The 25,673-nt window shown below is 32.6% G+C and carries 30 protein-coding genes, 1 tRNA gene and 1 other RNA gene; 7 read left to right on the top strand and 25 right to left on the bottom strand.

The window, feature by feature from the left end; all coding sequences use genetic code 11:
• Positions 1 to 155 precede the first annotated feature (155 nt).
• From HMPREF3058_RS07640 to HMPREF3058_RS07600, 10 genes are all read right to left on the bottom strand, one after another.
• Positions 156 to 797: a pathogenicity island protein gene (locus HMPREF3058_RS07640; protein ID WP_070731264.1), complete on the bottom strand. Its 642-nt coding sequence runs from the start codon at positions 795 to 797 to the stop codon at positions 156 to 158.
• Positions 794 to 1,156 carry a hypothetical protein gene (locus HMPREF3058_RS07635; protein ID WP_070731262.1) on the bottom strand — a complete coding sequence of 121 codons (363 nt, stop codon included), beginning with the start codon at positions 1,154 to 1,156 and terminating at the stop codon, positions 794 to 796. Before HMPREF3058_RS07635 ends, HMPREF3058_RS07640 begins: the two co-directional genes overlap by 4 nt.
• Positions 1,157 to 1,160: 4 nt before the next feature.
• Positions 1,161 to 1,496, bottom strand: coding sequence for a hypothetical protein (locus tag HMPREF3058_RS07630; protein WP_070731288.1), 336 nt, complete (start codon positions 1,494 to 1,496; stop codon positions 1,161 to 1,163).
• 305 nt (positions 1,497 to 1,801) lie between these two features.
• The gene (locus HMPREF3058_RS07625) at positions 1,802 to 3,301 is read right to left on the bottom strand and encodes a DNA primase family protein (protein ID WP_070731259.1); all 1,500 of its coding nucleotides are present in this window, start codon (positions 3,299 to 3,301) and stop codon (positions 1,802 to 1,804) included.
• A gap of 4 nt (positions 3,302 to 3,305) precedes the next feature.
• A complete protein-coding gene (locus HMPREF3058_RS07620; RefSeq protein WP_070731258.1) occupies positions 3,306 to 4,187 on the bottom strand; it encodes a primase alpha helix C-terminal domain-containing protein in 882 nt (293 codons plus the stop codon).
• A gap of 86 nt (positions 4,188 to 4,273) precedes the next feature.
• Positions 4,274 to 4,582: a type II toxin-antitoxin system toxin TscT gene (tscT, locus tag HMPREF3058_RS07615; RefSeq protein ID WP_070731256.1), complete on the bottom strand. Its 309-nt coding sequence runs from the start codon at positions 4,580 to 4,582 to the stop codon at positions 4,274 to 4,276.
• Positions 4,579 to 4,794 (bottom strand): TscA family type II toxin-antitoxin system antitoxin, encoded by a 216-nt coding sequence (locus HMPREF3058_RS07610; protein WP_070731254.1) that lies wholly within the window; start codon positions 4,792 to 4,794, stop codon positions 4,579 to 4,581. Before HMPREF3058_RS07610 ends, tscT begins: the two co-directional genes overlap by 4 nt.
• Before the next feature lie 31 nt (positions 4,795 to 4,825).
• Positions 4,826 to 4,957 (bottom strand): hypothetical protein, encoded by a 132-nt coding sequence (locus tag HMPREF3058_RS12425; RefSeq protein WP_256280250.1) that lies wholly within the window; start codon positions 4,955 to 4,957, stop codon positions 4,826 to 4,828.
• Between the two features lie 12 nt (positions 4,958 to 4,969).
• A complete protein-coding gene (locus HMPREF3058_RS07605) occupies positions 4,970 to 5,191 on the bottom strand; it encodes a helix-turn-helix transcriptional regulator (protein WP_070731252.1) in 222 nt (73 codons plus the stop codon).
• A gap of 12 nt (positions 5,192 to 5,203) precedes the next feature.
• Positions 5,204 to 5,413 carry a helix-turn-helix transcriptional regulator gene (locus tag HMPREF3058_RS07600; RefSeq protein ID WP_070731250.1) on the bottom strand — a complete coding sequence of 70 codons (210 nt, stop codon included), beginning with the start codon at positions 5,411 to 5,413 and terminating at the stop codon, positions 5,204 to 5,206.
• Positions 5,414 to 5,498: 85 nt separating this feature from the next.
• On the opposite strand from HMPREF3058_RS07600, the gene HMPREF3058_RS11885 reads away from it, so the two are divergent.
• From HMPREF3058_RS11885 to HMPREF3058_RS07585, 3 genes are read left to right on the top strand one after another with little or no spacing between them, the layout of a single operon-like run.
• Positions 5,499 to 6,077, top strand: a complete 579-nt coding sequence (locus HMPREF3058_RS11885) for a helix-turn-helix domain-containing protein (protein ID WP_083315459.1) — start codon at positions 5,499 to 5,501, stop codon at positions 6,075 to 6,077.
• A gap of 9 nt (positions 6,078 to 6,086) precedes the next feature.
• Positions 6,087 to 7,193, top strand: a complete 1,107-nt coding sequence (locus HMPREF3058_RS07590; protein WP_070731283.1) for a site-specific integrase — start codon at positions 6,087 to 6,089, stop codon at positions 7,191 to 7,193.
• 10 nt (positions 7,194 to 7,203) lie between these two features.
• The gene (locus HMPREF3058_RS07585; protein ID WP_002457572.1) at positions 7,204 to 7,434 is read left to right on the top strand and encodes a hypothetical protein; all 231 of its coding nucleotides are present in this window, start codon (positions 7,204 to 7,206) and stop codon (positions 7,432 to 7,434) included.
• 93 nt (positions 7,435 to 7,527) lie between these two features.
• Here the strand turns inward: HMPREF3058_RS07585 and ssrA are convergent.
• The 12 genes from ssrA to HMPREF3058_RS07525 all read right to left on the bottom strand — a co-directional run bounded on the left by ssrA (position 7,528) and on the right by HMPREF3058_RS07525 (position 20,182).
• Positions 7,528 to 7,889, bottom strand: a transfer-messenger RNA (tmRNA) gene (gene ssrA, locus HMPREF3058_RS07580).
• Between the two features lie 104 nt (positions 7,890 to 7,993).
• A complete protein-coding gene (gene smpB, locus HMPREF3058_RS07575; protein WP_001829588.1) occupies positions 7,994 to 8,464 on the bottom strand; it encodes an SsrA-binding protein SmpB in 471 nt (156 codons plus the stop codon).
• A 24-nt stretch (positions 8,465 to 8,488) separates the two neighbouring features.
• Positions 8,489 to 10,867, bottom strand: a complete 2,379-nt coding sequence (gene rnr, locus HMPREF3058_RS07570; RefSeq protein ID WP_070731248.1) for a ribonuclease R — start codon at positions 10,865 to 10,867, stop codon at positions 8,489 to 8,491.
• Positions 10,868 to 10,901: 34 nt separating this feature from the next.
• Positions 10,902 to 11,642: an alpha/beta hydrolase gene (locus HMPREF3058_RS07565; RefSeq protein ID WP_002457574.1), complete on the bottom strand. Its 741-nt coding sequence runs from the start codon at positions 11,640 to 11,642 to the stop codon at positions 10,902 to 10,904.
• 299 nt (positions 11,643 to 11,941) lie between these two features.
• Positions 11,942 to 12,175, bottom strand: a complete 234-nt coding sequence (gene secG, locus HMPREF3058_RS07560) for a preprotein translocase subunit SecG (protein ID WP_001829669.1) — start codon at positions 12,173 to 12,175, stop codon at positions 11,942 to 11,944.
• A gap of 68 nt (positions 12,176 to 12,243) precedes the next feature.
• Complete coding sequence (locus tag HMPREF3058_RS07555; protein WP_002445967.1) at positions 12,244 to 12,702, bottom strand: hypothetical protein; 459 nt, start codon at positions 12,700 to 12,702, stop codon at positions 12,244 to 12,246.
• 165 nt (positions 12,703 to 12,867) lie between these two features.
• Complete coding sequence (eno, locus tag HMPREF3058_RS07550; protein WP_001829595.1) at positions 12,868 to 14,172, bottom strand: surface-displayed alpha-enolase; 1,305 nt, start codon at positions 14,170 to 14,172, stop codon at positions 12,868 to 12,870.
• A 138-nt stretch (positions 14,173 to 14,310) separates the two neighbouring features.
• On the bottom strand, positions 14,311 to 15,828 hold the full coding sequence (gpmI, locus tag HMPREF3058_RS07545) for a 2,3-bisphosphoglycerate-independent phosphoglycerate mutase (RefSeq protein WP_002445965.1): 1,518 nt from the start codon (positions 15,826 to 15,828) through the stop codon (positions 14,311 to 14,313).
• A 2-nt stretch (positions 15,829 to 15,830) separates the two neighbouring features.
• Positions 15,831 to 16,592 (bottom strand): triose-phosphate isomerase, encoded by a 762-nt coding sequence (tpiA, locus tag HMPREF3058_RS07540; RefSeq protein WP_002476189.1) that lies wholly within the window; start codon positions 16,590 to 16,592, stop codon positions 15,831 to 15,833.
• Between the two features lie 130 nt (positions 16,593 to 16,722).
• Positions 16,723 to 17,913 carry a phosphoglycerate kinase gene (gene pgk, locus HMPREF3058_RS07535; protein ID WP_002445963.1) on the bottom strand — a complete coding sequence of 397 codons (1,191 nt, stop codon included), beginning with the start codon at positions 17,911 to 17,913 and terminating at the stop codon, positions 16,723 to 16,725.
• A 193-nt stretch (positions 17,914 to 18,106) separates the two neighbouring features.
• A complete protein-coding gene (gene gap, locus HMPREF3058_RS07530; protein ID WP_001829667.1) occupies positions 18,107 to 19,117 on the bottom strand; it encodes a type I glyceraldehyde-3-phosphate dehydrogenase in 1,011 nt (336 codons plus the stop codon).
• 51 nt (positions 19,118 to 19,168) lie between these two features.
• A complete protein-coding gene (locus HMPREF3058_RS07525; protein WP_002476209.1) occupies positions 19,169 to 20,182 on the bottom strand; it encodes a sugar-binding transcriptional regulator in 1,014 nt (337 codons plus the stop codon).
• A gap of 353 nt (positions 20,183 to 20,535) precedes the next feature.
• Between HMPREF3058_RS07525 and HMPREF3058_RS07520 the strand changes: the two genes are divergently transcribed.
• Positions 20,536 to 20,772, top strand: coding sequence for a hypothetical protein (locus tag HMPREF3058_RS07520; RefSeq protein WP_002476210.1), 237 nt, complete (start codon positions 20,536 to 20,538; stop codon positions 20,770 to 20,772).
• A gap of 172 nt (positions 20,773 to 20,944) precedes the next feature.
• Here HMPREF3058_RS07520 and HMPREF3058_RS07515 read toward each other — a convergent pair whose 3' ends face one another.
• Positions 20,945 to 21,556, bottom strand: a complete 612-nt coding sequence (locus HMPREF3058_RS07515; protein ID WP_002491243.1) for a DUF4887 domain-containing protein — start codon at positions 21,554 to 21,556, stop codon at positions 20,945 to 20,947.
• Between the two features lie 865 nt (positions 21,557 to 22,421).
• Here HMPREF3058_RS07515 and HMPREF3058_RS07510 point away from each other — a divergent pair.
• Together HMPREF3058_RS07510 and HMPREF3058_RS07505 are read left to right on the top strand one after the other, a co-directional pair.
• Complete coding sequence (locus tag HMPREF3058_RS07510) at positions 22,422 to 23,321, top strand: TIGR01777 family oxidoreductase (protein WP_002491224.1); 900 nt, start codon at positions 22,422 to 22,424, stop codon at positions 23,319 to 23,321.
• 30 nt (positions 23,322 to 23,351) lie between these two features.
• Positions 23,352 to 23,543 carry a hypothetical protein gene (locus HMPREF3058_RS07505; protein ID WP_002491241.1) on the top strand — a complete coding sequence of 64 codons (192 nt, stop codon included), beginning with the start codon at positions 23,352 to 23,354 and terminating at the stop codon, positions 23,541 to 23,543.
• A gap of 151 nt (positions 23,544 to 23,694) precedes the next feature.
• Here HMPREF3058_RS07505 and clpP read toward each other — a convergent pair whose 3' ends face one another.
• Complete coding sequence (clpP, locus tag HMPREF3058_RS07500) at positions 23,695 to 24,279, bottom strand: ATP-dependent Clp endopeptidase proteolytic subunit ClpP (RefSeq protein ID WP_001829659.1); 585 nt, start codon at positions 24,277 to 24,279, stop codon at positions 23,695 to 23,697.
• A gap of 188 nt (positions 24,280 to 24,467) precedes the next feature.
• On the opposite strand from clpP, the gene HMPREF3058_RS07495 reads away from it, so the two are divergent.
• Positions 24,468 to 24,539: transfer RNA gene (locus tag HMPREF3058_RS07495), tRNA-Arg, on the top strand.
• Positions 24,540 to 24,606: 67 nt separating this feature from the next.
• On the opposite strand, the gene whiA is transcribed toward HMPREF3058_RS07495, so the two are convergent.
• Complete coding sequence (gene whiA / locus HMPREF3058_RS07490) at positions 24,607 to 25,551, bottom strand: DNA-binding protein WhiA (RefSeq protein ID WP_002486659.1); 945 nt, start codon at positions 25,549 to 25,551, stop codon at positions 24,607 to 24,609.
• Positions 25,552 to 25,673 lie beyond the last annotated feature (122 nt).

Here is a 25,673-nt window from a genome sequence, read left to right as displayed (position 1 = left end):
TTTATAAGTGTTTTTCATATACTTTTCACATACTACAACTATAGAACATACGTTCCTTAATATTTGCTTTTTGTCCCCCTTATAAAAATTAAGCGCTTAGCTTTTTTTAGTTTTTTTATATGGTAGCCACACTCTACATGTGACTCCTTATTAACCTACTTACTCACACTATAGTAAGATTCTTTCAACTCACTTAACTTACGCTCTAACGCCTTGTAATCGTCTTGTGTAGCATTCTCATCTTGTACAAATTTAGTAACCCATTTCAAGCCCTCAACGAGCTCACTTGCAGGTTCATTAATTCCAGTAGCTAACTGGTATAATATTTCGATATTACCTACAACATCAGCATTACTAGACTGAACACCCTCAAGTTCTTCAACATTTAAACCACTTTCAATATAAGTAAACATATCAGTGTTATTACTTTCTGCGAATGTTTGTAGTCCATACATAAAATATTCATTTTCGAATAATTGACTTGCCATCATATCGCTTATAGATAAGCGGTTATCATCATGTATTTCAAAACCGTTATAATTCCCCTCAACACTTCTTATTAGCCCCTCTGTGTGCTTACTAGACGCTAATTCGAATGACTTCCTCACTTTGCAATCTTTAATATATACATGACCGAATAGCTTACCGTTCATCATCACATAAACCATATCAAATGGATCATTATATATTTTAAAAGCGAAGTGGTTATCTCTACTACTCTCTAGTAACCCTGTGTAGTACCTTAATAACGTACCTGCTCTTGTTTCAAATTGATTTGCGATAATCTCTACATTCATTTAGTTTGCTCCTTTACCTTAATTCGTAATACTACCGGAACCCATGAGGGCTTATCCAGTTCATCATTGGTGATAGACAATGGTAATGGCGGTACTTTGCCATCTAATAGATACCTCATAACATATCGTGGATTATGAATAATTGATATCTTGTTTTCTTGATACAACTCCTGTATAACTGAACCCGATTCCGTTGTGCAGTGGTAAAAGAAAACTTTATTCTTGTCACCATCAAACGTAAGTGATCTATCACCCTCAAATGGTACACCTGCTTCATCAAATAGTGGTTCTAACTCGTATATATAAGTACTTCCATTTTCTCGGATAAACTCTAATACTTTATCTTTTATATTATTCATATAGTTAACTACTCCTATTCAATATTTTTTTGATACTTTTTTCACTAACATTAAAGTGCCAGTTTGTTTTGTTTTTGTCTTTTACATTAAAACCTGCCTTAATCATTGCACCTTTAAATTGACCGTTGGTTACATAGCTACTTTCAAAAGTATCTTGTAAAGTTTCACGATATTTTGATTCAAATAAATGTTTTAATCCGTATGAGGAACGTCTAATGTTAAAAGATTCAATTTTATCTAACGAAATACAAAATTCCATTAAAGCGTTTTTCTTCGCTTTATCTAATTCATCAAAGTGTTCTGGTTTATTAATAATTATCAATTTAGTTTTCCCTTTCATTAATAAAATCAAATTAATAACTGCTACAGTGTTACTAGTTTTGTTACTCTTTTTCAAAATTCCAGTAACACCGAAACCCTTTGAGCCTGTAGTGTTCTAGAGATTTTGTTACTCGTTACTGGAATTTTTGATATTTTTATATTTTTTTATGTTTAAGGTTTTTTATTGTTTCTATCATTTATTTACTATTTGTTTGTAATTCGAGTAACACTAGTAACAAATAACTTTAAACCTTATAGTATCAACGTTTTTAGTTGTTACTAGAATATTTAAAACTAGTAACAACCAGTAACATTGATAACAAATCAAACTGCTTTCAAACTACAATTCTCATACGCCTTATATGTTTTATGTTCATCTGGAAATTCTATTTCAGATTTTTTTACATCTAAATCGCCAATACCATCTATCAAATCTTGCCAATTAAAACGATCTACAGTATCAGATTTCCATTCGTCACCTAAATACGTTTTAAATTCTTTATGAAATTTAATTTTTGATAGAAAGTTATAACCATTATCTTTACAAAACTCTTTGTATAGTCCGTATACAATATACTTAGGTACTTTTCTTAACTTCCATTCATCAAATACATTAAGCTTAAATTCATAAACTGGGTTATTCTCTTGCTTATATACATCTAAATATTTCTTCGACACATCTGGTATACTGAATTTTTCAAAGTCCATTCTAATTGCGTGGTAAAGAATATATTCAAGCACTTGTTTGTTTTTGATATATTCATCTTTAATTTTTCTTTTTTCTTTATCACCTTTAAAATCAGCGTTGAAAGGGACTATTACCAATCTTTTAAATACTGCATTGGTTTTATCTTTAAAGCGTGGCATTCCGTTAGAAGATTGAATAACGCTACATCTATATTGTGCTGTATACGATTGTTGATTTTTAAACTCTACAGATACATAATCTCCAGTAACAACACTTTTGAAGTTCGAACCGTCGTCTATATATACACCCACTGGCACATCGTCACCAATGACAGCAGTTTTGCCCTCAAGTAAACTCATTTTAAATCTATGGTCGAACTCATTAACTTTTAACGTAGCTATATTCCTTTTACCTATCAAATTTGTAAGCAACTCTTGAAAAGTACCTTTACCATTGTTACCATCGCCAACCATGAATATAGATTGTTTTCTTGTATAATTACCATTTAATGAATCATTTATTACTTGCCATAATAAATGTGATACTTGCTTATCATTGCAAGCCAATTCATCAAACCACTTATTAATATCCCAGTCATCAAATGTTGGTTTGTTCGGATTATCTATATAATTAGTATCAATTTTAGAAGTAAAAACATAATTAGGAGAAAAATTTTCAAGTTGCTTCGTTTTTCTGTTAAAAACGCCATTATTTACTGGTATTAAATAAGGTGAGTTTGTTTTTTCTTTTATTTCCGTTCTATTCCTAATGTGATATATAACGTCATCAGCTTTATTGCTATTATGTTTTGGTTCTAAATAAGAAATAATTCTTTTTATAAGCGAAGTCTTTTGAGTATAGACGCCTCTATCTTCTTGATACATTGCTAGTTTCGTGTTTTCTTCTTCGTCGAATAGTAAAAAATTCATGTTTTCAATTAATATATTCGCACATCTATTCGTACTAATTACATTTGGCTTTTTACCTCTCTTATTGTCACTTTCCCACGATTTAATCATGCGCTCTCTTTCTTCAATACCTAATCTATTAAGTTTTTGCTCTATATTTTCATTTTCGTAATTGATAGTAGTTTCTTTAATTTCTTTAAGCACATCTTTATCTGGGTTCAATTTCATCTCATCAACCTTTCTTGTTGTTATAATGTTTCTTCAAAATAGATTGAAATGTAGCGTTTATTTCACGTTCTTTTAATGGTGGATTACACGCATTTTGTCCCCATAGCAAAGCATACGAGTATATAATATATTCATTAACATGTCGGCTAAACAAATGTCCTATTAGACTTGCTAAAGAATTATTACGATTGCCCTTTGAAACTGAAAAACTAATATCACGCCAATAAGTATCATCACGCTTATTAAAGTTAGTTCTACTTGGTTGATCTGTTTGTATATTCGTTTCTTTTGACCATTTTTCAAGCATTTCAACATTCAAAATGGGAGCATCATTATATTGATGTAAGAACGGATATTTACCTTTTATATATACTGGTAACGCCATTGCTCTACTAGGTTGAAAACTTCCCTCATCTACCGGATGACCTATCTTACTCGCTAATACTTTTGTATATTTACGGTACTCGTCTGCGCTTATACACTCACTCAAAGCGATATATAAACGTACTCTAGGACTTTCTGTTCGATGATTAAATGTAGTGTGATACATCCAGGAAACACCTTTTAAAGCCTCTGTTATTGCATCATGTAGCAGTCTCAACTTAGGAACGTCGTCGTAGTCCAGAACTAGGACATCACGATAAATCACATTTTCGTCTTTGCGGTACTTCTTATATTTATTTCCTTTTTCATCAGTACCGTCTTTCATATCACCATATATAGCAACACCACGTGCATACTTATTAATATTATTTTGTGGAATTGATAGTCTATTAACTAACTCGCTCCATTTAGGCTGCGAAAACTGTTTAAACGATCTTGAGTCTAAAGTTCCATACCAAATTACAGAAACTTTGGTATCATATTTTAATTTAATTTCATTCAATTTTTACACCTCTAATGAATAACAGAGCAAAAAATGATATAATATAAATAGAGTATTTAATTAATTTGCTCTTATAAATTATTAATTTATGCGTTATCTGATTTAGTCGCCAAACTATTGTTATCAGGTAACGTTTTTTCTATTTCTTGAAACTTTTTAAGAATATGATCAAACTGTTGCGTATAGAGATGTAGCAAATCAAACATCTGATCATCATGAATGCGTCTCTCGTGGTAAGAAACCCCCTCTTTAATCATTTCATCTTTATTTAAAACATGATTTGTTTCATAAGGATAATGTTCATCAAAATGCCAACCGTGACTATCCTTTAAATCTTTAAATCTATCTTTCAATACTTCTAAATCACTTAATAAATTTTTAGTTTCCCAATTCATTTTTTATTCTCCTCTTCAAAATCGAAATTATTTTCTAGCTCTTGAACGCAAAACTTCATGATATATTCGAGATGTTTTTCTCGACTTATCTCTGTTATTTTTTCAACACCATTTCTTTCTTCGATATGTTCATACGTATCGAATTTATTATTAATACTTATTCTGAGTTGATACTTAATAGCTTCAAGTGTCTCTCTCTGCTTTTTATTCATTTTATTAATCTCCTTTTTTTTGTATTCGTACTTACTCAACAATTGGTAATGTTAAAGTTTGTATTAGTGCAGTTATTGCAATCCCATGAATAAAATCAATAAAGTATGCATATAAGCAGCCAATTGTTATAGCTAGTATTGATAGTAAAATATACAACCTCATTTGTTTCACTCCTTATGAATTTACTTTGATTGAAGTTGAAAATAGATCGTCAATCGGCATTTCAAAATGTTCACTTAACTTTCTTGCCTCTGGCATAGTGAAATCTGCATCTTTACCTATGATTTTCAAACTAAATCTTTGTGGACTTATACACAGTAACTTTGCTAATTGCTTTTGGGTATAACCCCTTTCTTTGTAACAGATGTATAAATTCCAATATTTAATTTTTTGCATAACTTAACCCTCCTATTGTAATTCTTGAATAACACTAAGTTTAAAAATTTTTTCAGGCTTTTCTTTTAAACCTGAAGAGATTTTAACTATAGTATCTAAACTAGGATTATTATTTTGTTCTTCTAACTTGTATATAGTTGTTCGACTAATACCAGTTAGTTTACTTAATTCAGTTATTGTAATACCTTTTCTTTGTCTGATATTTTTGACGTTGTTATTCATGGTTAACACCTCCTGATATAAATATAATCTTTTTTGCTTTTTGTGTCAATTATGAATTACAATATTTTTTAAGAGGTGAAAAAATATGAATGAATTCGGTAATAAGTTGAAAGAACTCAGAGGAGAAAAATCTATCAGAAAAACATCAAAAAATATAGGAATTAGCCACACATATTTAGATAGCTTAGAAAAAGGATATGATCCTAGAACTGGAAAGGAACGAAAACCAACAATTGAAGTAATAAATAAAATCTCTAAATACTATAATTATGACCTTTTCGAACTATTAAATCTTTCTGGATTATTACCATCATTGTCTGAGTTACCTAATACACCACGTGAAGTACAAAAGAAAGTTCTATCAAATATGATAGAAAATATATCGAATGAAAATGAAACAGCGATAAAGAATAACTATAAAAATTTACTAAACAATAAATTAGGGTTCGATGAAACTCAATATTTAAAACATACTTATAATTTTTTAATTACTGAGATGAATGATGTGAATGAAAATGAATATTATTCGACAAATTTTATTATTAAACTAGGTCAACTAATTTCAAATTTATACCATAATAAAAATTCTCAAAATAATGAATATTATCAAGAAATTTTAAATGATTTCGATAAATTTTTAAAAGAATACATAAATATCAAGTAGGTGATTAATATAGAACATAACTTAAATTTATCCCACAATATATATAAAGACGCTAAACGTGGTACTTATTACTTTCGTATTAAATACTATGATAAGAAGAATCAACGTAAAGAAATTAAAAAGAGTGGCTTTAAACAACGTAAAGAAGCGTTGAAGAAATGTAATGAAATTATGGACGAGTTAGAGGGTGTAGGACAGATAAACAAACTGCCCTTTGATAAGCTCGTAGATGAGTATATAGAGTGGTATTCTGCACGTCGCAAGTCATCAAGTGTAAAAGCATTAAAGACACATACAAACAACCATTTGCTACCTTATTTTAAGTCTATGGACGTCTTTAATATGACTACACAAGATGTTATGAAGTTTCAGAATACGAAGTTAAAAGAGGGACACTCTGGAGAGTACCTAAAGAAAATGCACGTGTTCTTAGTATCGTTACTTAACCATGCTATGAAGTTTCATGATCTAAAGCAAAATGTAGCCTCTCTAGTAGGTAACTTTGAAATTGAATCAAATAAGCGTTTGAACTATTGGACATTAGAACAATTCAATCAATTCTATGAGGCTTTAGCTACGCAACAACAAAAGTTATTCTTTAAGCTGTTATTTTACTCTGGTGCACGTAAGGGCGAAATTAGATCCCTCACATGGCGTGATATTAACTACGATGATGAGTTCATACATATAAATAAAACGGACTATCACGGTGAAGTGACAGCCCCTAAAACAAAAGCAGCAATACGTGATATATACTTGCCTGCTCATATGATGAATGATATCAAAGAATATTTAAAATGGTACAAAGAAAACAACATATATAAAGATGATTACGTATTGTTTGGTACATTCTTCAAAGCTTACAGTGAATCAACTATAGATCGTTGGTTTACCAATGCATTAAAAGTGTTAGATGAACAACTGCCAGACGGTCAGACATTTCCCAGAATTGTAATTCATGAGTTAAGACATAGCCATGCGTCTATGCTAGTCAATCATGGTGCAAGTATCATGGTAATAGCACAGCGTTTAGGTCATGCTGATAGTAATGAAGTATATAACCGATACGGTCATTTGTACCCTAGTACTCAGAAAGAAATAGTTAAATACTTATAAGGAGACATATATGAAAATATTTAATTGGAATATTATTAATGAAACTGGTTTCGATATAACTTGTGACTACTTTTCAAAAGATATAATCATTGTTGATAAAGCAACAAATAGACAACTCGTATACTTTAAGTACAATATTAAAGAAGATATTTATACTGAAGATGAAAAGGTTCATAAAGTAATTACACAAATTAATACTATGGATAAATCAATCACGATTTATGATAATATTGCGTCCTAATTATAGGGCGCTTTTTATGTGCTGGGGCATATCTGGGGCAATATTGGGGCAACAAAAACAAAAAGCCTACAACCACAAGGGTTGCAGGCTATATAATGGAGACGGCGGGATTCGAACCCGCGTCCAGAGGTCCTGATACAAATCTTTCTACGTGTGTAGTTTATTGATAATTTTCGCATCATGCTAAGCAATAAACAACCAACATGATGCTAGCTTGATTATAGTTCATCTAAACAGACTTCAAGCGGCAGTGTTTAGCATATCCTACTAGGGTTGAATCGCGTTAACAGCACGTAGGAGATGCTGTTAGGCGATGCAGTGGCTATTACGCAGCTACTGCGAAATTATTGTTTGATTTGTCAGTTATATTTAACCGAAATGTGTTGATGACGGAGCCAACCCTCCGACACGCTTAATAAGCTCGGGGGACCCCTGTCGAATCCAAGAACGTCCCCTCAATTCAAATCAATCTAACAAAATATTGATTAAATCATCAATAAAACAATTTGACACTGCAAACAATCATATCAAAGATGGCCCGATTAAGCAATGATATTGCTTAATAACGGGCTTTAACTGCGCGATCAATATCTCGTTTTACCGCTTTTTCTTTAAGTGCTTGACGTTTGTCGTATTTCTTTTTACCTCTAGCAACACCTAATAAAACTTTACATTGACCATGTTTTAAATATAACTTCAACGGAATAATAGAATAACCTATTTCTCGTGTACGTTCACCTAATTTTTGAATTTCTTTTTTGTGCAAGAGTAATTTACGTGTACGTAAAGGGTCATGATTAAAACGGTTCCCTTCTTCATATGGTGCAATATGCATATTATTCAGGTACATTTCGCCTCGTCTCACTTGCGCAAAGCTATCTTTTAAATTGGCACTACCACGACGTATGGATTTAATTTCAGTACCTCTTAAAGCAATCCCCGCTTCAATTGTATCTTCAATATTGTAGTCATGTCTTGCTTTACGGTTTTCAGCTAACGTACCTGGTGATTTTGATTTTTTCTTAGCCACTATTACTCACCTCATCTTTGCTGACTATTTTTTCTTTCGACGTGATTTCTTCTTCACACTTTTATCTTTATAAAAAGGTTTGTGGTGCGTATTACCTTGTTTATCTTTTTTACGAGCATTTTTACCTTTACGTTGCTTACGCTTTTTCTTTTTACCTTTACCATTACGATCACTTTTAGTATGGTCTAAAGACTTGCCACGTGTTTTAGCTTGAATGGTTTTCTCACGAGCAGGTCGTTGTGATGATGTCTTTTTAGGTAATGGCATGCCAACAATTTGGAAATCTATCATGCGTTCTTCCACATCAACATGTGTCACTTTAACTTTGACCTCATCACCAATGCGAAAGACTTTTGCTTGACGTTCACCGATTAGTGCCATTTGTCGTTCATCAAAATGATAATAATCGTCTGTCATATTAGCGATATGAACCATACCCTCAATAGTATTAGGTAATTCTATAAACATACCAAAATTAGCAACCGAGCTAATGATACCTTCAAATTCATCACCAATATGTTGAATCATATACTCAGCTTTTTTCAATTCATCAGTATCACGTTCGGCTTCAATGGCACGACGTTCACGTTGTGATGTGTGTTCGGCTAATTCTGGCAACGTCTCTACCCAATGATGTATTTCTTTCTTATCCATGGAATTCTCTATTAAATATTTACGAATTAATCTATGCACTGTTAAATCAGGATAACGGCGTATTGGAGACGTAAAGTGAGTATAGTACTCAGCAGACAAACCAAAATGCCCTAAATTAACATCATCATAATGTGCTTGTTGCATAGAACGTAACATCATCGTTGAAATAACCATTTGTTCCGGTCTACCTTCAACTTCTTCTTGAATGTTTTGTAATGTTGTCGGATGAATATCTTCACCTGTACCTTTAATCATTATACCGAAATTGGTAATAAAGTCGAAGAACTGTCTTAATCGGTCGGATTTTGGTTGTTCATGAACACGATAAATAAATGGTACTTCCAATTTATTGAAGTGTTCAGCTACTGTTTCATTGGCTGCTAACATGAACGATTCAATTAAACGTTCTCCTTCGCCGCGTTCTCTCATTAGCACTTCTGTTGGAATACCTTCGTCATTCACAAGTACTTTCGCTTCATTAATATCAAAATCAATTTCTCCACGACGTTTACGCATACGAATTAATCTATTTGATAAATCTTGCGCTAAATCTAACATAGGTGTTAAATCTTTATATTGTGAACGTATTTCAGAATCTTGATCAGTGATAATTTTGTTAACAGCATCATATGTCATTCTGTAGTTTGAATGTATTACACTATCAAAGATTTCATGTTTTACAACTTCGCCTCGTTCATTTATTTCCATTCGACAACTTAATGTTAAACGATCTTCTTCCGGATTTAATGAGCATATTCCATTACTTAGACGATGTGGAATCATCGGGATTACTCGATCGACAAGATACACACTTGTCGCACGATCATATGCTTCTTTATCTAAAGCTGAGCCTTCTTTTACATAGTAACTTACATCTGCAATACTAACTGTAAGCTCGGTGTTGCCATTTTTTAATTTTTTTACAGCAATGGCATCATCTAAATCTTTAGCATCTGCACCATCTATAGTGATTGTTAATTCATCTCTTAAATCACGACGCCCTTCGATTTCAGAGGGTTCTATTACATCCGGTACTTCTTCAGCTTCTTGTAATACAGCATCTGGAAACTCGATTTCTATTCCATGCTGGTAAATGATGGAAAGTATATCTACACCTGGATCATTTTTATGACCTAATATTGCTGAAACGTGGCCTTCTGGATTGTCTGTACTATCGGCATACTTCGTAATTTGTACTAATACTTTATGCCCATCTATAGCACCTAAATTTTGTCCTTTAGGTATAAAGATATCTTGCATTATACGTTTGTCATCCGGTAATACAAAACCAAAATGCTTTGCTTCGCTATACGTTCCAACAACTTGTGTAACTGAATGCTTTTCAATAGATTTTACTTCACCTTCAATTTTACCTTTATGTTCTCCACGAGATTTTTGAATTTCCACGATGACGGTATCTCCATCTAATGCTCTATTAATTTTAGTTGGTGGAATAAAAATATCGTCCATCTCGTCATCTTCAGGTCTTAAAAAAGCAAAGCCTTTTTTATTTTGACTTAACGTTCCTTTGATTAGTTTTGAATTTGTTTTGTTGGATTGTTTACGTTGATATCTGTCTGTTCTTGTACGTTCAATTAAACCAGACTGTTCTAATTCAACGAGTATTTTAATTAAATCTCTAAATGAGTCGGCACTGTTTAAACCTAACGCATCTTGAAAGTCAGATACTGACATGGGTTCATAGTCAGGTTGTTTTATCATTTCTTCGATGGATTGCTTTAAATTCATTATGCCCCTCCTTTCTCTCCTACATCTTTATTTTTTACTCTGTCCATTCCAATGATTCTAAAAATTGATATACATCTTCAAAGACTTTCTCTTTTTCTTTATCAATGGTAATCACATGACCTGAATGTTGATACCATTTGATTTCTTTCTCATCAGAATCGACATGATTATATATATAATTTGCTGATTGAGGATCAATCATTGTATCTTGTTCTGCTTGTACGACAAGTATTGGATCAATTACTTCATCGACATGTTCTTTAACTCCATTTAGTGTGTCACTCAGTTCTTTCAGTGTTTCAGTTGGATGAAATTGTTCCATTTCTTGATCAATTGTTTGTTGATCTTTGCCTTCATATTTTTTAAAGTTACGTGCATATTCAAGAAATCCTTCATAAATCGAACCTTCTGTTTTATTCTCCATAGGTGCACACATAGTTATAATCCCCTTCACGTCACGATTTAAACTTAGTTTTAATGCGAAGGCGCCGCCTAATGATAAACCAGCTACTGCTATTTCTTCGTAACCTTGGTCTACTAAATAATCATAACCATCTAAAACATCTTTAAACCAAACAAAAGGGCTAGATTTTAATATTTCTTCTGGAGGCGCTGCATGTCCTTCATATTGTGGAGCATAAGATGTATAGCCCTTTTTTTGAAGGTAACGCCCAAGTTGTCTTACATCAGCAGAGTTACCTGTGAAGCCGTGAAGAAGTAACACTGCACGTTTACCTTCTTCAAAAAAGAATGGTTTTGGTAGTTTAATTTGCATGATTAAAATCCCTCTCCCTTATGATAAGTACTCAATCTATCCTAAATAAGTTAAGTCTTTCATTATATTAGATATATTTAAAAACTCTTCATTATTATCAAAATGACTTGATAAATCATTATTCCCTTTAACATATGATTTAAAAACATGGTTGTCTTAATTATAAAATAAAAAAGTCCGACAAGTATATCGTCGGACTCAGGCTGATAATACTTAATAGCAAATGTGATTCATTTGCCCTATCATTTATCAGTCTTGGTTAAGATTCATTTACTTCATTAAAACAAATATAATATTCTCTACATACCTAAGTAACTAATACAAAACATAAGTACAAAGAATAAAATAGCTAAAATTATTGTTAATCTATGCAAGAATAAATCGACGCCACGTTGTTTTTGTTTACCAAACAATTGTTCAGCGCCACCACTAATAGCACCTGAAAGTCCATTACTTTTACCTTCTTGGAGTAATACAACAGTCACTAATGCAATACAATCTATTATTAATAAAACGATGATTAATGTATGCATAAAAATTGTCCTCCGTTCATTATATACGAAAGAAATTATAACACATCTTTATTGATGTAATCAAACTTCTATCTATTGAAAGTACTTTTACGTTTAATAGAAACAACTAGCATATAAATTGCTAGAATAATAGATCCAATCACTACAATTAAAATTGGTAAAACTGCAAGTACATTTTTTACATCTAAAATACCTTGAATAAATAAGTAAAGATTTACGAGTGTAAATAGTGCATTAGAAATATATACGGCAAACATAAACCACCATAAATATGGATGGCGATTCCAGAAAGCAACAGTACCTGCCAAATAAGCTAAAATGTACATAATGCCAGTGTATCGGTCACTATTTAAAATGTTTTTTACTGCTGTATCTGATGTTTTTTGACCAGCTAAAGATAAAATTGATTTAGCTGTTGATTCATCTAATACAATAAAGTGGTGAAGGATAAGTAAAATACAAAACACTAATGAACTTATCGCAATTAAACGTCCAGTTCTTATTTCTTTAGCATTTGAGTCTGTCATAATTGTACTCCTTTTACAAAATTACTCACATTATTATATCAGTTTACATTAATAATTTAAAATGTACTTAACTAAAAAAGCCCGTTGCAGCCTCAACTCTGCAACGGACAATTCAATTAAGATATTAAATCATAAGCGTGAACTCTTATAAAAATTAAAGAGATATTATTTATCTAAATTGTAGAAAGATTTAATTCCTTCAAATTTAGCTGTTTCGTATAATTCATCTTCAATACGTAATAATTGATTGTATTTAGCAATACGGTCAGTTCTAGATAATGAACCTGTTTTAATTTGACCTGCATTTGTAGCAACTGCGATATCAGCAATTGTAGTATCTTCAGTTTCACCAGAACGGTGAGATACAACCGCAGTATATCCAGCTTTTTGAGCCATTTCAATAGCATCGAATGTTTCAGTTAATGTACCGATTTGGTTTACTTTGATTAAGATTGAGTTACCAATACCTTGTTCGATACCTTTAGATAAAATTTCAGTGTTAGTTACGAATAAATCATCACCAACTAATTGAACTTTATCACCGATACGATCAGTTAATTGTTTCCAACCTTCCCAATCGTTTTCATCCATACCATCTTCAATAGTGATGATTGGATATTTACCAATTAATTCTTCTAAGTAGTCAACTTGCTCTGCTGCACTGCGTTTAGCGCCGTGTTCACCTTCGAATTTAGTGTAATCATAAACACCATTTTCGTAGAATTCAGAAGAAGCACAGTCAAATCCTAAGAATACATCTTCACCTGGTTTGTATCCTGCTTTTTCGATAGCTTTAATAATAGTTTCAACAGCGTCTTCAGTACCTTCAAATCTAGGAGCGAAACCACCTTCATCACCTACTGCAGTTTCTAAACCGCGTTCACTTAAGATTGATTTAAGGTTATGGAAGATTTCCGCACCCCAACGTAATGATTCTTTGAATGATTCTGCACCTACAGGTAAAATCATGAACTCTTGGAAAGCAATTGGTGCATCTGAGTGAGAACCACCATTAACAATATTCATCATAGGCACTGGTAATTGTTTACCATTGAATCCACCTAAATATTTATATAATGGTTGACCTAATAAATCAGCAGCTGCACGAGCTACGGCAATAGAAACACCTAAAATTGCATTTGCACCTAATTTACCTTTGTTGTGTGTACCGTCTAATTGAATCATCATTTTGTCAATAGATACTTGATCTAAAACTGAAAATTCACCTTCAACGATTTCTGGTGCGATCATTTCGTTAACATTTTCTACCGCTTTAGTCACACCTTTACCTAAATAACGTGATTTATCTCCATCACGTAATTCAACTGCTTCATGTTCACCAGTAGAAGCACCAGAAGGTACTAATGCACGTCCGAAAGCACCGCTTTCAGTTAATACTTCAACTTCAACTGTTGGGTTACCACGTGAGTCTAAGACTTCGCGAGCGTAAACATCTGTAATAATTGGCATGTTTAATATCTCCTTTAATTATATTATATGACTATTATAGCCTTTTTCTAAACTTTTATAAAATGATAATACATATAAAATCAAGAAAATTTGAACATCTATACGTTGCTGTAAATTCTTAACCTTAATGCATCTATACTAATGTTTAATCAATGATTCACCTGTCATTTCAGATGGTTGCTTAACGTTTAATAAATCTAATAATGTCGGCGCTAAATCTCCTAAGCGTCCAGTTTCTCTTAATGTAACACCGTCTTTAGTTACAATAACTGGAACAGGATTAGTTGTGTGTGTCGTCATGGGTTGGTCGTCATCAGTTAACACTTGATCTGAGTTACCGTGATCTGCAGTGATGATGGCATGACCACCCATATCAATAATTTTGTCAACGACTTCACCAAGACACTCATCTACTGCTTCGATTGCTTTAATTGTTGGTTCTAGCATACCACTATGTCCAACCATATCTGGGTTAGCAAAGTTCAATAGAATTAAATCTAAGTCACCTTTATCTAACTCTTCTAATAATGCATCTTTAACTTCATATGCACTCATCTCAGGTTTCAAATCGTAAGTCGCTACTTTAGGAGAATCGATGAGTCTACGACGTTCTCCTTCAAATTCTTCATTTCGTCCACCACTCATAAAGTATGTTACATGTGGATACTTTTCAGTTTCAGCGATACGTAATTGTTTCAAGCCATTATCTTGAGCAACTTCACCGATTGTATTATTTAAGTCAACTTTTTCAAATACAATTTCAGCATCTACATTGTCATTATATTTCGTGAATGTAGCGTAGAATAAGTTGTCCACTTGTTCAACTTTAAATCCATCAAACGCTTTATTAGTAAAGATTTCTGAAAGTTGAGCTGCTCTATCTGGACGGAAATTATAGAAGATTACTGCGTCACCGTCGTTCACACCATCATTTTGGCCCTCAACTATAAACGGTTCGACGAATTCATCAGTCACATCATTTTTGTAATTAGCTTCAACGCCTGCTTTAGCTGAAGTAAATGTAGGACCTTCAAAGTTACGAATAGCATTATATGCACGTTCCTCACGATCCCAACGCTTGTCACGATCCATAGCATAATAACGTCCTGAAACCGAAGCGAATTGACCTACACCTAATTCCTTAAATTTATCTTCAGTTTCCTCTATATATTTCAAAGCAGATTTTTGATCAACATCACGACCATCTAAAAATGCGTGGACATATACTTTATCTATTCCTTGCTTTTTAGCTAATTCTAAAATAGCAAATAGATGCTTATAATGACTGTGTACACCACCATCAGAAAGCAATCCGAATACATGAAGTGCAGAGTCATTGTCTTTAACATGTTTAACAGCGTTATTTAATACAGTATTATCGAAGAATTCTCCGTCTTCAATCGATTTATTAATACGAGTTAAACTTTGATATACGATGCGTCCTGCACCAATATTCATATGTCCTACTTCAGAGTTACCCATTTGACCTTCAGGAAGACCTACATCTAAGCCACTTGCTTCTATTTGTGTTGTAGGATATTTTTCATAATATCGATCAAAATTAGGTTTGTGTGCTTGCTTAACTGCATTGCCATGTTCACTTTCACGATTTGCAAAACCATCTAAGATGATTAAGGCAGTTGGTTGTTTTGCCATAATTATTTTGCACCTTCTAACAATTGTACGAAATCTTCAACTTTTAATGATGCGCCACCTACTAGAGCACCATCGATATCTGATTGAGCCATATATTCTTTAATGTTATTAGGTTTAACACTACCACCATATTGAATACGTGTAGCGTCAGCAACCTCTTGACTAGATAAGTCAGCTAATGTTTGACGTACGTGAGCACACATTTCATTTGCATCTTCAGATGTAGATGACTTACCAGTACCGATAGCCCAAATTGGTTCATATGCAATAACAACTTCTTTAAGTTGATCATCTGATAAACCTTCGACAGCTTTTTTCACTTGATTACCTACGATTTCATTTGCTTTACCAGCTTCACGTTCTTCATCAGATTCACCTACACAAATAATAGGTGTCATACCGTGATTGAAGATAGCATGCGCTTTTTTGTTTACTTCTTCGTCAGTTTCGTGGAAATAGTCACGACGCTCTGAGTGACCAATCACTACATATTTAACACCTAATTCAGATAATGCTACTGGTGAAGTTTCTCCAGTATAAGCACCACTTTCTTCAAAGTAAGCGTTTTGTGCTCCAATTTTTAACCCTTTTGCTTTACCATCTTTAACAGCTGTTACTAAAGCGTCTAATTGGATTGTTGGTGCACAAATAACTGATTCTACTTCTTTAGGATCAGGTAATGTTGGTAATTCGTTTACAAAGTCTTTAGCTTCTTGAACTGTTTTATTCATTTTCCAGTTTCCGGCTATAATTGGTGTTCTCATTCATTACACTCCTTAATTTTTAGTGTTAAATTTGTAAGCTTTTATCCAAATACTTGCTTATTTCGAAATAAACATTGAAAGCAAAAATAACTTTCTGTTGTTTTATTCCCACATCAAAGTATTTAAAAACTTATTTATCATTAATAGCTTTTATACCAGGTAATTCTTTACCTTCTAAGTATTCTAATGATGCTCCTCCACCAGTAGAGATATGTGTGAAGTCATCTTCGAAACCTAATGAAATTGCTGCTGCGGCAGAGTCACCACCACCAATAATAGTAGTAGCGTCTTCCAATTTAGCAATAGACTCACATACACCGATTGTACCTTTAGCAAAATTACTAAATTCAAATACACCCATAGGTCCATTCCATACTACAGTATGTGCACCTTGTAATTCTTTATTAAATAATTCTACTGTTTTAGGCCCAATATCCATTGCTTCTTGATCTGAAGGGATTTCATTGATAGATACTTCTGTGATTTTTGCATCATTAGAAAATTCTTTAGCGATTTTACAATCTACAGGTAATACTATTTGATCGCCATTATTCTCTAACAAGTCTTTAGCAAAATCAATTTTATCTTCTTCCAATAATGAAAGACCTATTTCCTTACCTTGCGCTTTAATAAACGTATAAGCCATACCGCCACCGATTAAGATTTTATCTGCGATATTAACTAAATTTTTGATAACATTAATTTTATCTGAAACTTTAGCGCCACCTAAAATAGCAACTACTGGTTTTTGTGGATCATTCACTACGCCACCAATAAATTTAATTTCTTTTTCCATTAAATAACCAGCTGCTGTTTCTAGATGAGTAGAAATACCTACGTTTGACGCATGTTCACGGTGCGCTGTACCAAATGCATCATTAACAAATACATCACCTAATGACGCCCAATATTTACCTAATTCAGGATCATTTTTAGACTCTTTTTTACCATCTAAATCTTCGAAACGTGTATTTTCAACTAATAAAACATCGCCTTCATTTAAGTTTTCAATTGCTGTTTCAAGTTTTTCGCCACGTGTTTCAGGAACGAATATAACTTCTTTACCTAATTGCTTAGATAAGTTTTCAGCAACAGGCTTAAGTGAAAGTCCTTCTTTATCACTTTCTTCTTTAACTTTACCTAAGTGAGAGAATAAAACTAATTTACCACCTTGTTCAATAATGTATTTGATTGTTGGTAATGCTTGAACAATTCTGTTGTCATTAGTGATTTCACCATCTTTAATTGGAACGTTAAAATCAGCGCGCTCAAGAACAACTTTACCTTTTAAATCTAAGTCTGAAACGATTTTTTTAGCCATTATCTATTTCCTCCTTCGTATAGGAAAACTTTATATAAAAATAAGCGGAGAAGCGTATGTGCTCCCCGCTTACTCATAAGCTTATATATCTAATTAAACAGTACAGAGCACTAGTCAAATTATGAACGTATAGAAGAGCTTTACACTCTTCACGCTATAACTTTAAATAACGTGCTTATCCGTTAAGCTTCAATTATTTAGAAAGTTCAGCTAAGTGAGCTAATGTACGTACTAATTGAGCAGTGTAAGACATTTCATTGTCGTACCAAGCTGCAACTTTAACTAATTGACGATCTCCAACAGTCATAACACGAGTTTGAGTCGCATCGAATAATGAACCGTAAGTCATACCAACGATATCAGAAGATACGATTTCGTCTTCAGTGTAACCGAATGATTCGTCTGAAGCTTGTTTCATAGCACTGTTAACTTGGTCAACAGTTACATCTTGTTTGTCTAATACTACAGTTAATTCAGTTAAAGAACCAGTAGCAACTGGAACACGTTGTGCTCCACCGTCTAATTTACCATCGATTTCTGGAATAACTTTACCGATAGCTTTAGCAGCACCTGTTGAGTTAGGGATAATATTTTCTGCTGCTGCACGTGCACGACGTTTGTCACCTTTTCTGTGAGGTGCGTCTTGTGTATTTTGGTCACCAGTGTAAGCGTGAATTGTAGTCATGAAACCTTCAACTAAACCGAATTCATCACTTAAAACTTTTGCAACTGGTGCTAATGAGTTAGTAGTACAAGAAGCACCTGAAACAACTGTTTCTGAACCATCTAATGTGTCATGGTTAGTGTTGAATACGATTGTTTTTACATCACCTTTAGCTGGAGCTGAGATTAATACTTTTTTAGCACCTGCATCGATGTGAGCTTGTGCTTTTTCTTTATCAGTATAGAAACCAGTACATTCTAATACTACGTCGATATCTAAATCGCCCCATGGTAATTTACCAGCATCTGGTTCATCGAATGATTTAATTTCTTTACCGTTAACACGGAATCCACCTTCGATAACTTCAACTTCTCCAGTGAAACGACCTTGCATAGTATCGTATTTTAATAAATGAGCTAACATATCGTCATCTGTTAAGTCGTTAACTGCAACTACTTCAAGACCTTCTACATCTTGAATTCTTCTGAATGCTAAACGACCAATTCTACCAAAACCATTAATTGCTACTTTAATTGCCATTATAATGGCCTCCTTTAAAATGATATTTAAAAAGTATTAAACTTTTTATTACTATTGTAAAATGACTTTTGCTGCGGCTTCATCTGTAATCAATACAGTGTTTTCCGGTGCAATTGAAAGATAAGCTTTAATAGCTTCTCCTTTTGATTGTCCACCAGCAACCGCAAAAATAAACTCTTTGTTCTCAAGATTCTCTAGCTGAAGGCCAATCGTTTTGACCTTATGAACTATTTGACCCTGAGCGTCAAAATAATATCCAAAAGCTTCTCCAACGGCTTGATGATGTTGAAGGTTATCAATCACATCTTGAGATGATTGACGTCGATGCGCCATCTTCAGCGCATCACCAATGCCGTGTATTGTTATATTAGCTTGCTTGATTTTATCCAGTGTATGCATGACAGAAGGTTCCAACATTAACGTATCGTATGTGGACTCACTCACGTTGTCTGGGACATAGAGTGTTGTGTAATAACCACCAGCTTGTTGGGCCATACTCGAAGCGATTGTATTCGCTTGATAAACGACATTTTCTCCAAGTCCACCTCTAGCTGGAACAAAGAATACGTTAAAAGGTAATAAATGTATCGACTCACTAACGCACGCCATTGTTGAACCACCAGTTACAGATACAATAGCATCTTCATAAAGTATACCTTCTAAAAGTTGCCCAGCCTGTTGACCCATTTCACGTTTTACAGTTCGGTTAGAATCGGAATCTCCTGGAATGACATGTACATCTTTAATATGAAATTTATCTTTGATAGCTCTAGCCAATTTATGGTCATCGCTATAAACGTTAAAGTATTCACCTAGTTGTGCTAATACTTCAGTACCTTCATTAGTAATTTCCATTCCCGTAGGCTTGACACGAATTAATTCTTGCTTCTTTAACATATCTGTTTCAGACCGTAATACTCTCTCAGTCATATCCATATGTTCACTTAGACTTCGTCTTCCTACAGGTTGATTTTGAGAGATAGTAGATAAAATATAAAAGCGTCTATACATCTTATCAATAAGATCAGGTATAAGCTTTTGTTGAACTTTAATTAAGTCTTTCACTACTACCTTCCTCCTTATATCTTTGTAACAAAGGTACCTGAGAGGCAATCATAACTAAGCTTTGACTTTTTAAGTCCCGCCTGGGACAAAATCTAACCTCTTTACACTTGCAATACTACTATTACGTATTATAAATTGCAAGTGAATTCACTCATTTTCTAAGTTAAATTATAAAAGTTTGAAGGAAAACGATTACAAACAAAGTATAGGCCTCATTCTTGTATAGTAATTTAATTAATCTTCGCTGTTTAAATTACTCTACCCAAATTAAATTTTATTCATACATTTGTTTTATTTAGTTGTTATGATTAACTATAATTTAAATATGAATAAAACTAGAGTGAGGTAAAACAATGTCGAATTATAATCATTCTGACGAAAAAATCGAAGTTATAGATCCGAGTGATGATAGATATAAAAGAGATGATTATTTTAATAAAAATTCATCTCAAAATAATCAAAATTTAAAAACTTTTAATCAAACTTATTCTTATAGTTGCACTCATTCAGGATGCGGCTGTATGTTAGGCTGTTTAACTATTTCACTTATTTCATTCTTACTTTCATTACTAATTTTTTGGATTATATAAATATAAAAAGGGTGGGACTGAATTCATTTTGAATTCGAAGTCCCACCCACTGGGTTAACTCGAGTTAATAAAGATTAAAATGAACAAATCATGACTTACTGAAGTGACCTTAAACCTGTTTTTAGGAATAGTCACAAGATGAACTTTACAGAAATTTTTATGTTCTTTCTTATTAATCCTTTTTTGAGCTTTGAGAATTTTGATTGTTATTATTTTGTTTTTGTGTATTTTGTCCTGAACTAGCATTTTGATTGCCACTATTTCCATTGTTTTGTGGTCTGGTTGACTGTGTTTGATTTGATTTATTTTGGGTGCTTTGACGATTTGCTGATGACTGGTTAGATTTATTTTGTTGTGGCTTTTGTTGTGTTGGCGATTGATCTTTTTGACTTGGGCTTTCTTTAGAATTTGAACTGTCTTGTCTAGATTTTTTTCTTTCGTCAGTTTTTGGCTCTTTTGCTCTCTTTTCTCCTGTTTGTGGATTTTGTTTCACCGGAGTTTGAGTCGTAGGTCTTTGTGGCGTTTGAACAGTTTGCTGCGTTTGTTGAGTTTGAGGAACTTGTTGCGTTTGTTGTGTATTATTCTTTTTTTCTTCCTCCGATTTTTTGTCTTTTTTTTCCTTTTTATCTTTATCGTCCTTTTTCTTTTCTTGCTGTGTTGTTTTATCATTGAGTCGTTCGTTGCCTTTTTTTGAACTATCGACAAATGAGTAAATACCAAATGCTAAACCTATTAATAATAGCAATACTACAATCGCACTAATAAATTTGGAGATACCGCTCATCTTGTTTACCTCTCTTTCATTCTTAAACATTAAATTTATCTCAAAAACAATACTATTGAATCATTGTAAAAAATCAAATCTTAACTATTTTCAATAATTAAAAGTAGTATTTCCCTAAAATTATTTTCAACAGAACTTTTGGTAATAATTAAATAACAAAGTCTAATGAGATTATATAATAGTGATATTTGAGTTTAATCAATCAATACAACTTTATATTTAATTATCTCATACATGATAACATCATACTGATTGATTAACATCATTTTTAAATAACTTAATCAAATCTTAACACGAGTGTTCGTAGATTTACCTATTACATTTACTTGTGCAAAATAATTCACAACGTCATTTAAAAAAGTTTAAAATAAATAGTGATATAAAATGAAACTATTTCACAAGTATAAAAAGTAGAATTAGTTTTAACTTCTTTTTTTATCGTTTTTTAATTATTAAAAAAACTCCTATAGCTATAACATAGATACTTTAATTTATTACCACGTTAACCTTTTATTTTACGGAATAAACAATATTAAGAATGTACTCTTTTATACAGTATTTACTATTAAATGGGGTATATGTATTTTAGAATAAAAAAAGGATCCATACGTTGCTCGCACGGATCCACTACTAAAGGGAGTCAAAATTTACCTTCGTCAGTATATTATGGGGTATACTCATACTAATTAAGAGATGTTTAATTAATTATCGAAGGTACAATTTTATTATAACTAATCTGTTTTTATTTTAAATGCATATTAAAAAAAGTCTTTGACATCTTATTGGATAAAAAATGTATAAAATATGAATAATAATAATAACTATCAATAGATGACAGCTTTTTATTTTCAGACGAGGTGAAACTATGAAACGCTATTTAATCACTGGTGGAACTGGCATGGTCGGTTCACACTTAGTCAATGAAATTAAACAAACCGATGCACATATTACAATTTTAACCAGACAGGATAAAACTTCTAATCATCCCAAAATCACGTATATCAACTGGTCAAAAGAGGGATGGCAACATCAAGTACCAGACATAGATATTGTTATTAATTTAGCTGGTGCAACGTTGAATAAACGTTGGACACCTTCCCACAAACAAGCGATGATGCTTAGTCGTATTCAATCAACGCAAACACTATTTGAACTTTTTGAAACACGTGAACACAAACCAGAAGTTTTATTTAACGCAAGTGCAATGGGCTACTACCCTCCAGATTTATTTACAAGTTATACCGAGTTATATCAAACACTTCCATTTGATTTCTTATCAGAAATTGTATACCAATGGGAACGTTTTGCGAATAAATTTAAGCAATTCGGTACACGTGTCGTTTTAGGTCGATTCGGCCTTATTCTATCAGACGATGGTGGCGCTCTTGAAATGATGGAACTTCCGTATCGTTTATATGTTGGGGGAAAACTCGGCTCTGGAAGACAATGGTACTCGTGGATTCATATCGATGACTTAATTAGAGGTATTTTATTTACTATCAATCATGATAACGCTGAAGGTCCATTTAATTTAACTGCACCTATTCCTGAAAGACAAAATTTATTTGGTTATACTTTAGCACGTGCGATGCATAAACCACATGAAACGTGGACACCTAAATTGATACTCCGTACAGTGTTAGGTCAGATGTCTACTGTCATATTAGATACACAAAAAGTACTTCCAAATAAATTACATGCACTAGGTTTTGAGTTTAAGTATAATAATTTAAGAAATGCTTTAGATGATTTAATTAAAGCTTAAGAATTACATCGTAAGAAGAAGGGGTATAAAATGAAAGATACTCAATTAACATATATATTATTAATCATTGCGAGTGTTTTATTAATTGCAAATGGTATATTTGCATTTGAACGTACGTTATCAATGATATTAATGTCAATATTATTTATATCAGTTGGAATCATTTTATTATCAACAACATTGAATACCATGTATCAATCATCAAAACACTCCAAACGTTAAATTTCATCGTTTTAAAGAAATAATCATTGCATTCTAAATCTACATTCATATATTATTTAAAATAAAATCCCTAGTAGACAAATGATAAAATATACATTATCGTCTACTAGGGTTTTGTGTATTAATCAATAATCATGCAACGTTTATTTTATTATTTTTCTGGCTCCATTACTTCATCAATTAATCCATATTCTTTAGCTTCTGCAGCTGTTAAGAAGTTGTCGCGATCAGTATCTTGTTGAATTTTTTCAATAGATTGACCTGTACGTTCTGATAAAATACGATTTAATTTTTCACGTGTTTTTAAAATATGATTTGCTGCAATCTCAATTTCAGTTGCTTGTCCTTGTGCACCACCTAAAGGTTGGTGAATCATAACTTCAGCATTAGGTAGCGCAAATCGTTTACCTTTTGCACCTGCTGCTAACAGGAATGAACCCATAGACGCTGCCATACCAATACAGATTGTTTGTACGTCTGGTTTGATATGTTGGATAGTATCATAAATAGCAAATCCAGCAGTTACACTGCCACCCGGTGAATTAATATATAAATAAATATCCTTTTCAGAATCTTGTGCTTGCAAGAATAATAATTGTGACACAATAGAGTTAGCTACGTTATCATCAATTTGAGAACCTAGCATGATAATACGGTCTTTCAATAAACGTGAATATATATCATACGCACGTTCACCGCGGTTAGTTGTTTCAATAACTGTAGGAATTAAATTCATTTATTTTTCCTCCTTATAATAACTGTTAAAATTATTTTACCTTAAAAGTCAAAAATGGTCAAAGATTAAGCTTATTAATCAAAAATTCAATTTGACGCTTAACCTTTTCATTTGTAAACTAGAATTATCGTTTTTATTGTACCGTCATTATTGAACGACGTACAGAAATGTGATTATTTCACTATTTACCCCTCGTAGTGTAATGGATAACACATAAGATTCCGGTTCTTAAAATAGAGGTTCGATTCCTCTCGAGGGGGTTGCTTAATAATGTTGAGATTTTAATGTCTGAGATTATTTGTAATTTCAGTCTTAAAATCTCATTTTTTATAATTCAATTTGGTCACCATTTCTTATTTTATCCGCTAATTCATTCAACTTTCTTAAACGGTGATTCATACCTGATTTAGATATAGGCCCTGTAGAAACCATCTCACCCAATTCTTTTAAAGATATTTCTTGATGTTCCACTCTGAGCTTCGCTACTTCTCTCAAACGATCAGGTAAATTTTCAAGGCCAATCTCTTCATCAATTAATTGTATACTTTCTACCTGTTTCATTGCTGCGCTAACAGTTTTATTAAGATTTGCTGTTTCACAATTAACGAGACGATTAACCGAATTACGCATATCACGGACAATTCTTACATCTTCAAACTTTAGTAATGCTTGATAGCCACCAATCAAACTAAGAAAGTCAGAAATTTTTTCAGCTTCTTTAAGATATGCAATACTCCCTTTTTTACGTTCCAAATGTTTCGCATTGAGTTCATAACTATTCATCAATTTAGTAAGACCTTCGGAATGATCTTCATATTGTGAAAAAATTTCGAGATGATATGAAGATGTTTCAGGGTTATTTACAGAACCACCTGCTAAGAAAGCCCCTCTTAAATAACTTCTTTTCATTTCATCATCTTTAATCATATCCGGATCAATATCGTGAGTAAAAACTCCCTCTTTTAAAATACCTAAATCATTCAGTATTTCTTTTGCTAACATCTTTGTTCGACATATATAAATATTGTTTTTTTTCAATTTCATCTTTTTTCTAACTAAAATTTCAACTTCAACATTAAATATACGTTTGATAAGAGAGTAAATTCGACGAGCTGTTGTCGCATTTTCTGTCTGTACATTAATTACAAACTGTTGATTTGATAGACTAAGCGCGCCATTCATGCGAATTAATGCACTGAGCTCTGCTTTTGCATTTGATTCGTCAACTTCTATGCGTGTTAGTTCATTTTTCATATCTGATGCAAAGCTCATTGAACACTCATCCTTCCTAATCCATTTTTCTATTCTTATTTATAGTATCGCTAATGAGGTGTAAAGTTTTTCTAATTCTAAACACACACTTAAGCTATCATATCATAAACTACGATTTCGCT

Source organism: Staphylococcus sp. HMSC068G11 (genome assembly GCF_001815825.1).
In the GTDB taxonomy this organism is placed as follows: domain Bacteria; phylum Bacillota; class Bacilli; order Staphylococcales; family Staphylococcaceae; genus Staphylococcus; species Staphylococcus epidermidis.
Note: the sequence above shows the minus strand (reverse complement) of the source record. Positions and strands in the feature narration are given on the sequence as shown.

What these genes read in the sequence shown, in the direction of transcription:
- HMPREF3058_RS07565 (WP_002457574.1), bottom strand. Translation starts at nt 11,642, where the DNA reads ATGCAAATTAAACTACCAAAACCATTCTTTTTTGAAGAAGGTAAACGT.
- whiA (WP_002486659.1), bottom strand. Translation starts at nt 25,551, where the DNA reads ATGAGCTTTGCATCAGATATGAAAAATGAACTAACACGCATAGAAGTT.
- secG (WP_001829669.1), bottom strand. Translation starts at nt 12,175, where the DNA reads ATGCATACATTAATCATCGTTTTATTAATAATAGATTGTATTGCATTA.
- HMPREF3058_RS07630 (WP_070731288.1), bottom strand. Translation starts at nt 1,496, where the DNA reads ATGAAAGGGAAAACTAAATTGATAATTATTAATAAACCAGAACACTTT.
- rnr (WP_070731248.1), bottom strand. Translation starts at nt 10,867, where the DNA reads ATGAATTTAAAGCAATCCATCGAAGAAATGATAAAACAACCTGACTAT.
- HMPREF3058_RS07515 (WP_002491243.1), bottom strand. Translation starts at nt 21,556, where the DNA reads ATGAGCGGTATCTCCAAATTTATTAGTGCGATTGTAGTATTGCTATTA.
- HMPREF3058_RS11885 (WP_083315459.1), top strand. Translation starts at nt 5,499, where the DNA reads ATGAATGAATTCGGTAATAAGTTGAAAGAACTCAGAGGAGAAAAATCT.
- HMPREF3058_RS07520 (WP_002476210.1), top strand. Translation starts at nt 20,536, where the DNA reads ATGTCGAATTATAATCATTCTGACGAAAAAATCGAAGTTATAGATCCG.
- HMPREF3058_RS07625 (WP_070731259.1), bottom strand. Translation starts at nt 3,301, where the DNA reads ATGAAATTGAACCCAGATAAAGATGTGCTTAAAGAAATTAAAGAAACT.
- HMPREF3058_RS07600 (WP_070731250.1), bottom strand. Translation starts at nt 5,413, where the DNA reads ATGAATAACAACGTCAAAAATATCAGACAAAGAAAAGGTATTACAATA.
- gap (WP_001829667.1), bottom strand. Translation starts at nt 19,117, where the DNA reads ATGGCAATTAAAGTAGCAATTAATGGTTTTGGTAGAATTGGTCGTTTA.
- HMPREF3058_RS07585 (WP_002457572.1), top strand. Translation starts at nt 7,204, where the DNA reads ATGAAAATATTTAATTGGAATATTATTAATGAAACTGGTTTCGATATA.
- HMPREF3058_RS12425 (WP_256280250.1), bottom strand. Translation starts at nt 4,957, where the DNA reads ATGAGGTTGTATATTTTACTATCAATACTAGCTATAACAATTGGCTGC.
- HMPREF3058_RS07555 (WP_002445967.1), bottom strand. Translation starts at nt 12,702, where the DNA reads ATGACAGACTCAAATGCTAAAGAAATAAGAACTGGACGTTTAATTGCG.
- HMPREF3058_RS07605 (WP_070731252.1), bottom strand. Translation starts at nt 5,191, where the DNA reads ATGCAAAAAATTAAATATTGGAATTTATACATCTGTTACAAAGAAAGG.
- HMPREF3058_RS07610 (WP_070731254.1), bottom strand. Translation starts at nt 4,794, where the DNA reads ATGAATAAAAAGCAGAGAGAGACACTTGAAGCTATTAAGTATCAACTC.
- HMPREF3058_RS07635 (WP_070731262.1), bottom strand. Translation starts at nt 1,156, where the DNA reads ATGAATAATATAAAAGATAAAGTATTAGAGTTTATCCGAGAAAATGGA.
- eno (WP_001829595.1), bottom strand. Translation starts at nt 14,172, where the DNA reads ATGCCAATTATTACAGATGTTTACGCTCGCGAAGTCTTAGACTCACGT.
- HMPREF3058_RS07640 (WP_070731264.1), bottom strand. Translation starts at nt 797, where the DNA reads ATGAATGTAGAGATTATCGCAAATCAATTTGAAACAAGAGCAGGTACG.
- HMPREF3058_RS07505 (WP_002491241.1), top strand. Translation starts at nt 23,352, where the DNA reads ATGAAAGATACTCAATTAACATATATATTATTAATCATTGCGAGTGTT.
- pgk (WP_002445963.1), bottom strand. Translation starts at nt 17,913, where the DNA reads ATGGCTAAAAAAATCGTTTCAGACTTAGATTTAAAAGGTAAAGTTGTT.
- gpmI (WP_002445965.1), bottom strand. Translation starts at nt 15,828, where the DNA reads ATGGCAAAACAACCAACTGCCTTAATCATCTTAGATGGTTTTGCAAAT.
- tpiA (WP_002476189.1), bottom strand. Translation starts at nt 16,592, where the DNA reads ATGAGAACACCAATTATAGCCGGAAACTGGAAAATGAATAAAACAGTT.
- clpP (WP_001829659.1), bottom strand. Translation starts at nt 24,279, where the DNA reads ATGAATTTAATTCCTACAGTTATTGAAACAACTAACCGCGGTGAACGT.
- HMPREF3058_RS07510 (WP_002491224.1), top strand. Translation starts at nt 22,422, where the DNA reads ATGAAACGCTATTTAATCACTGGTGGAACTGGCATGGTCGGTTCACAC.
- tscT (WP_070731256.1), bottom strand. Translation starts at nt 4,582, where the DNA reads ATGAATTGGGAAACTAAAAATTTATTAAGTGATTTAGAAGTATTGAAA.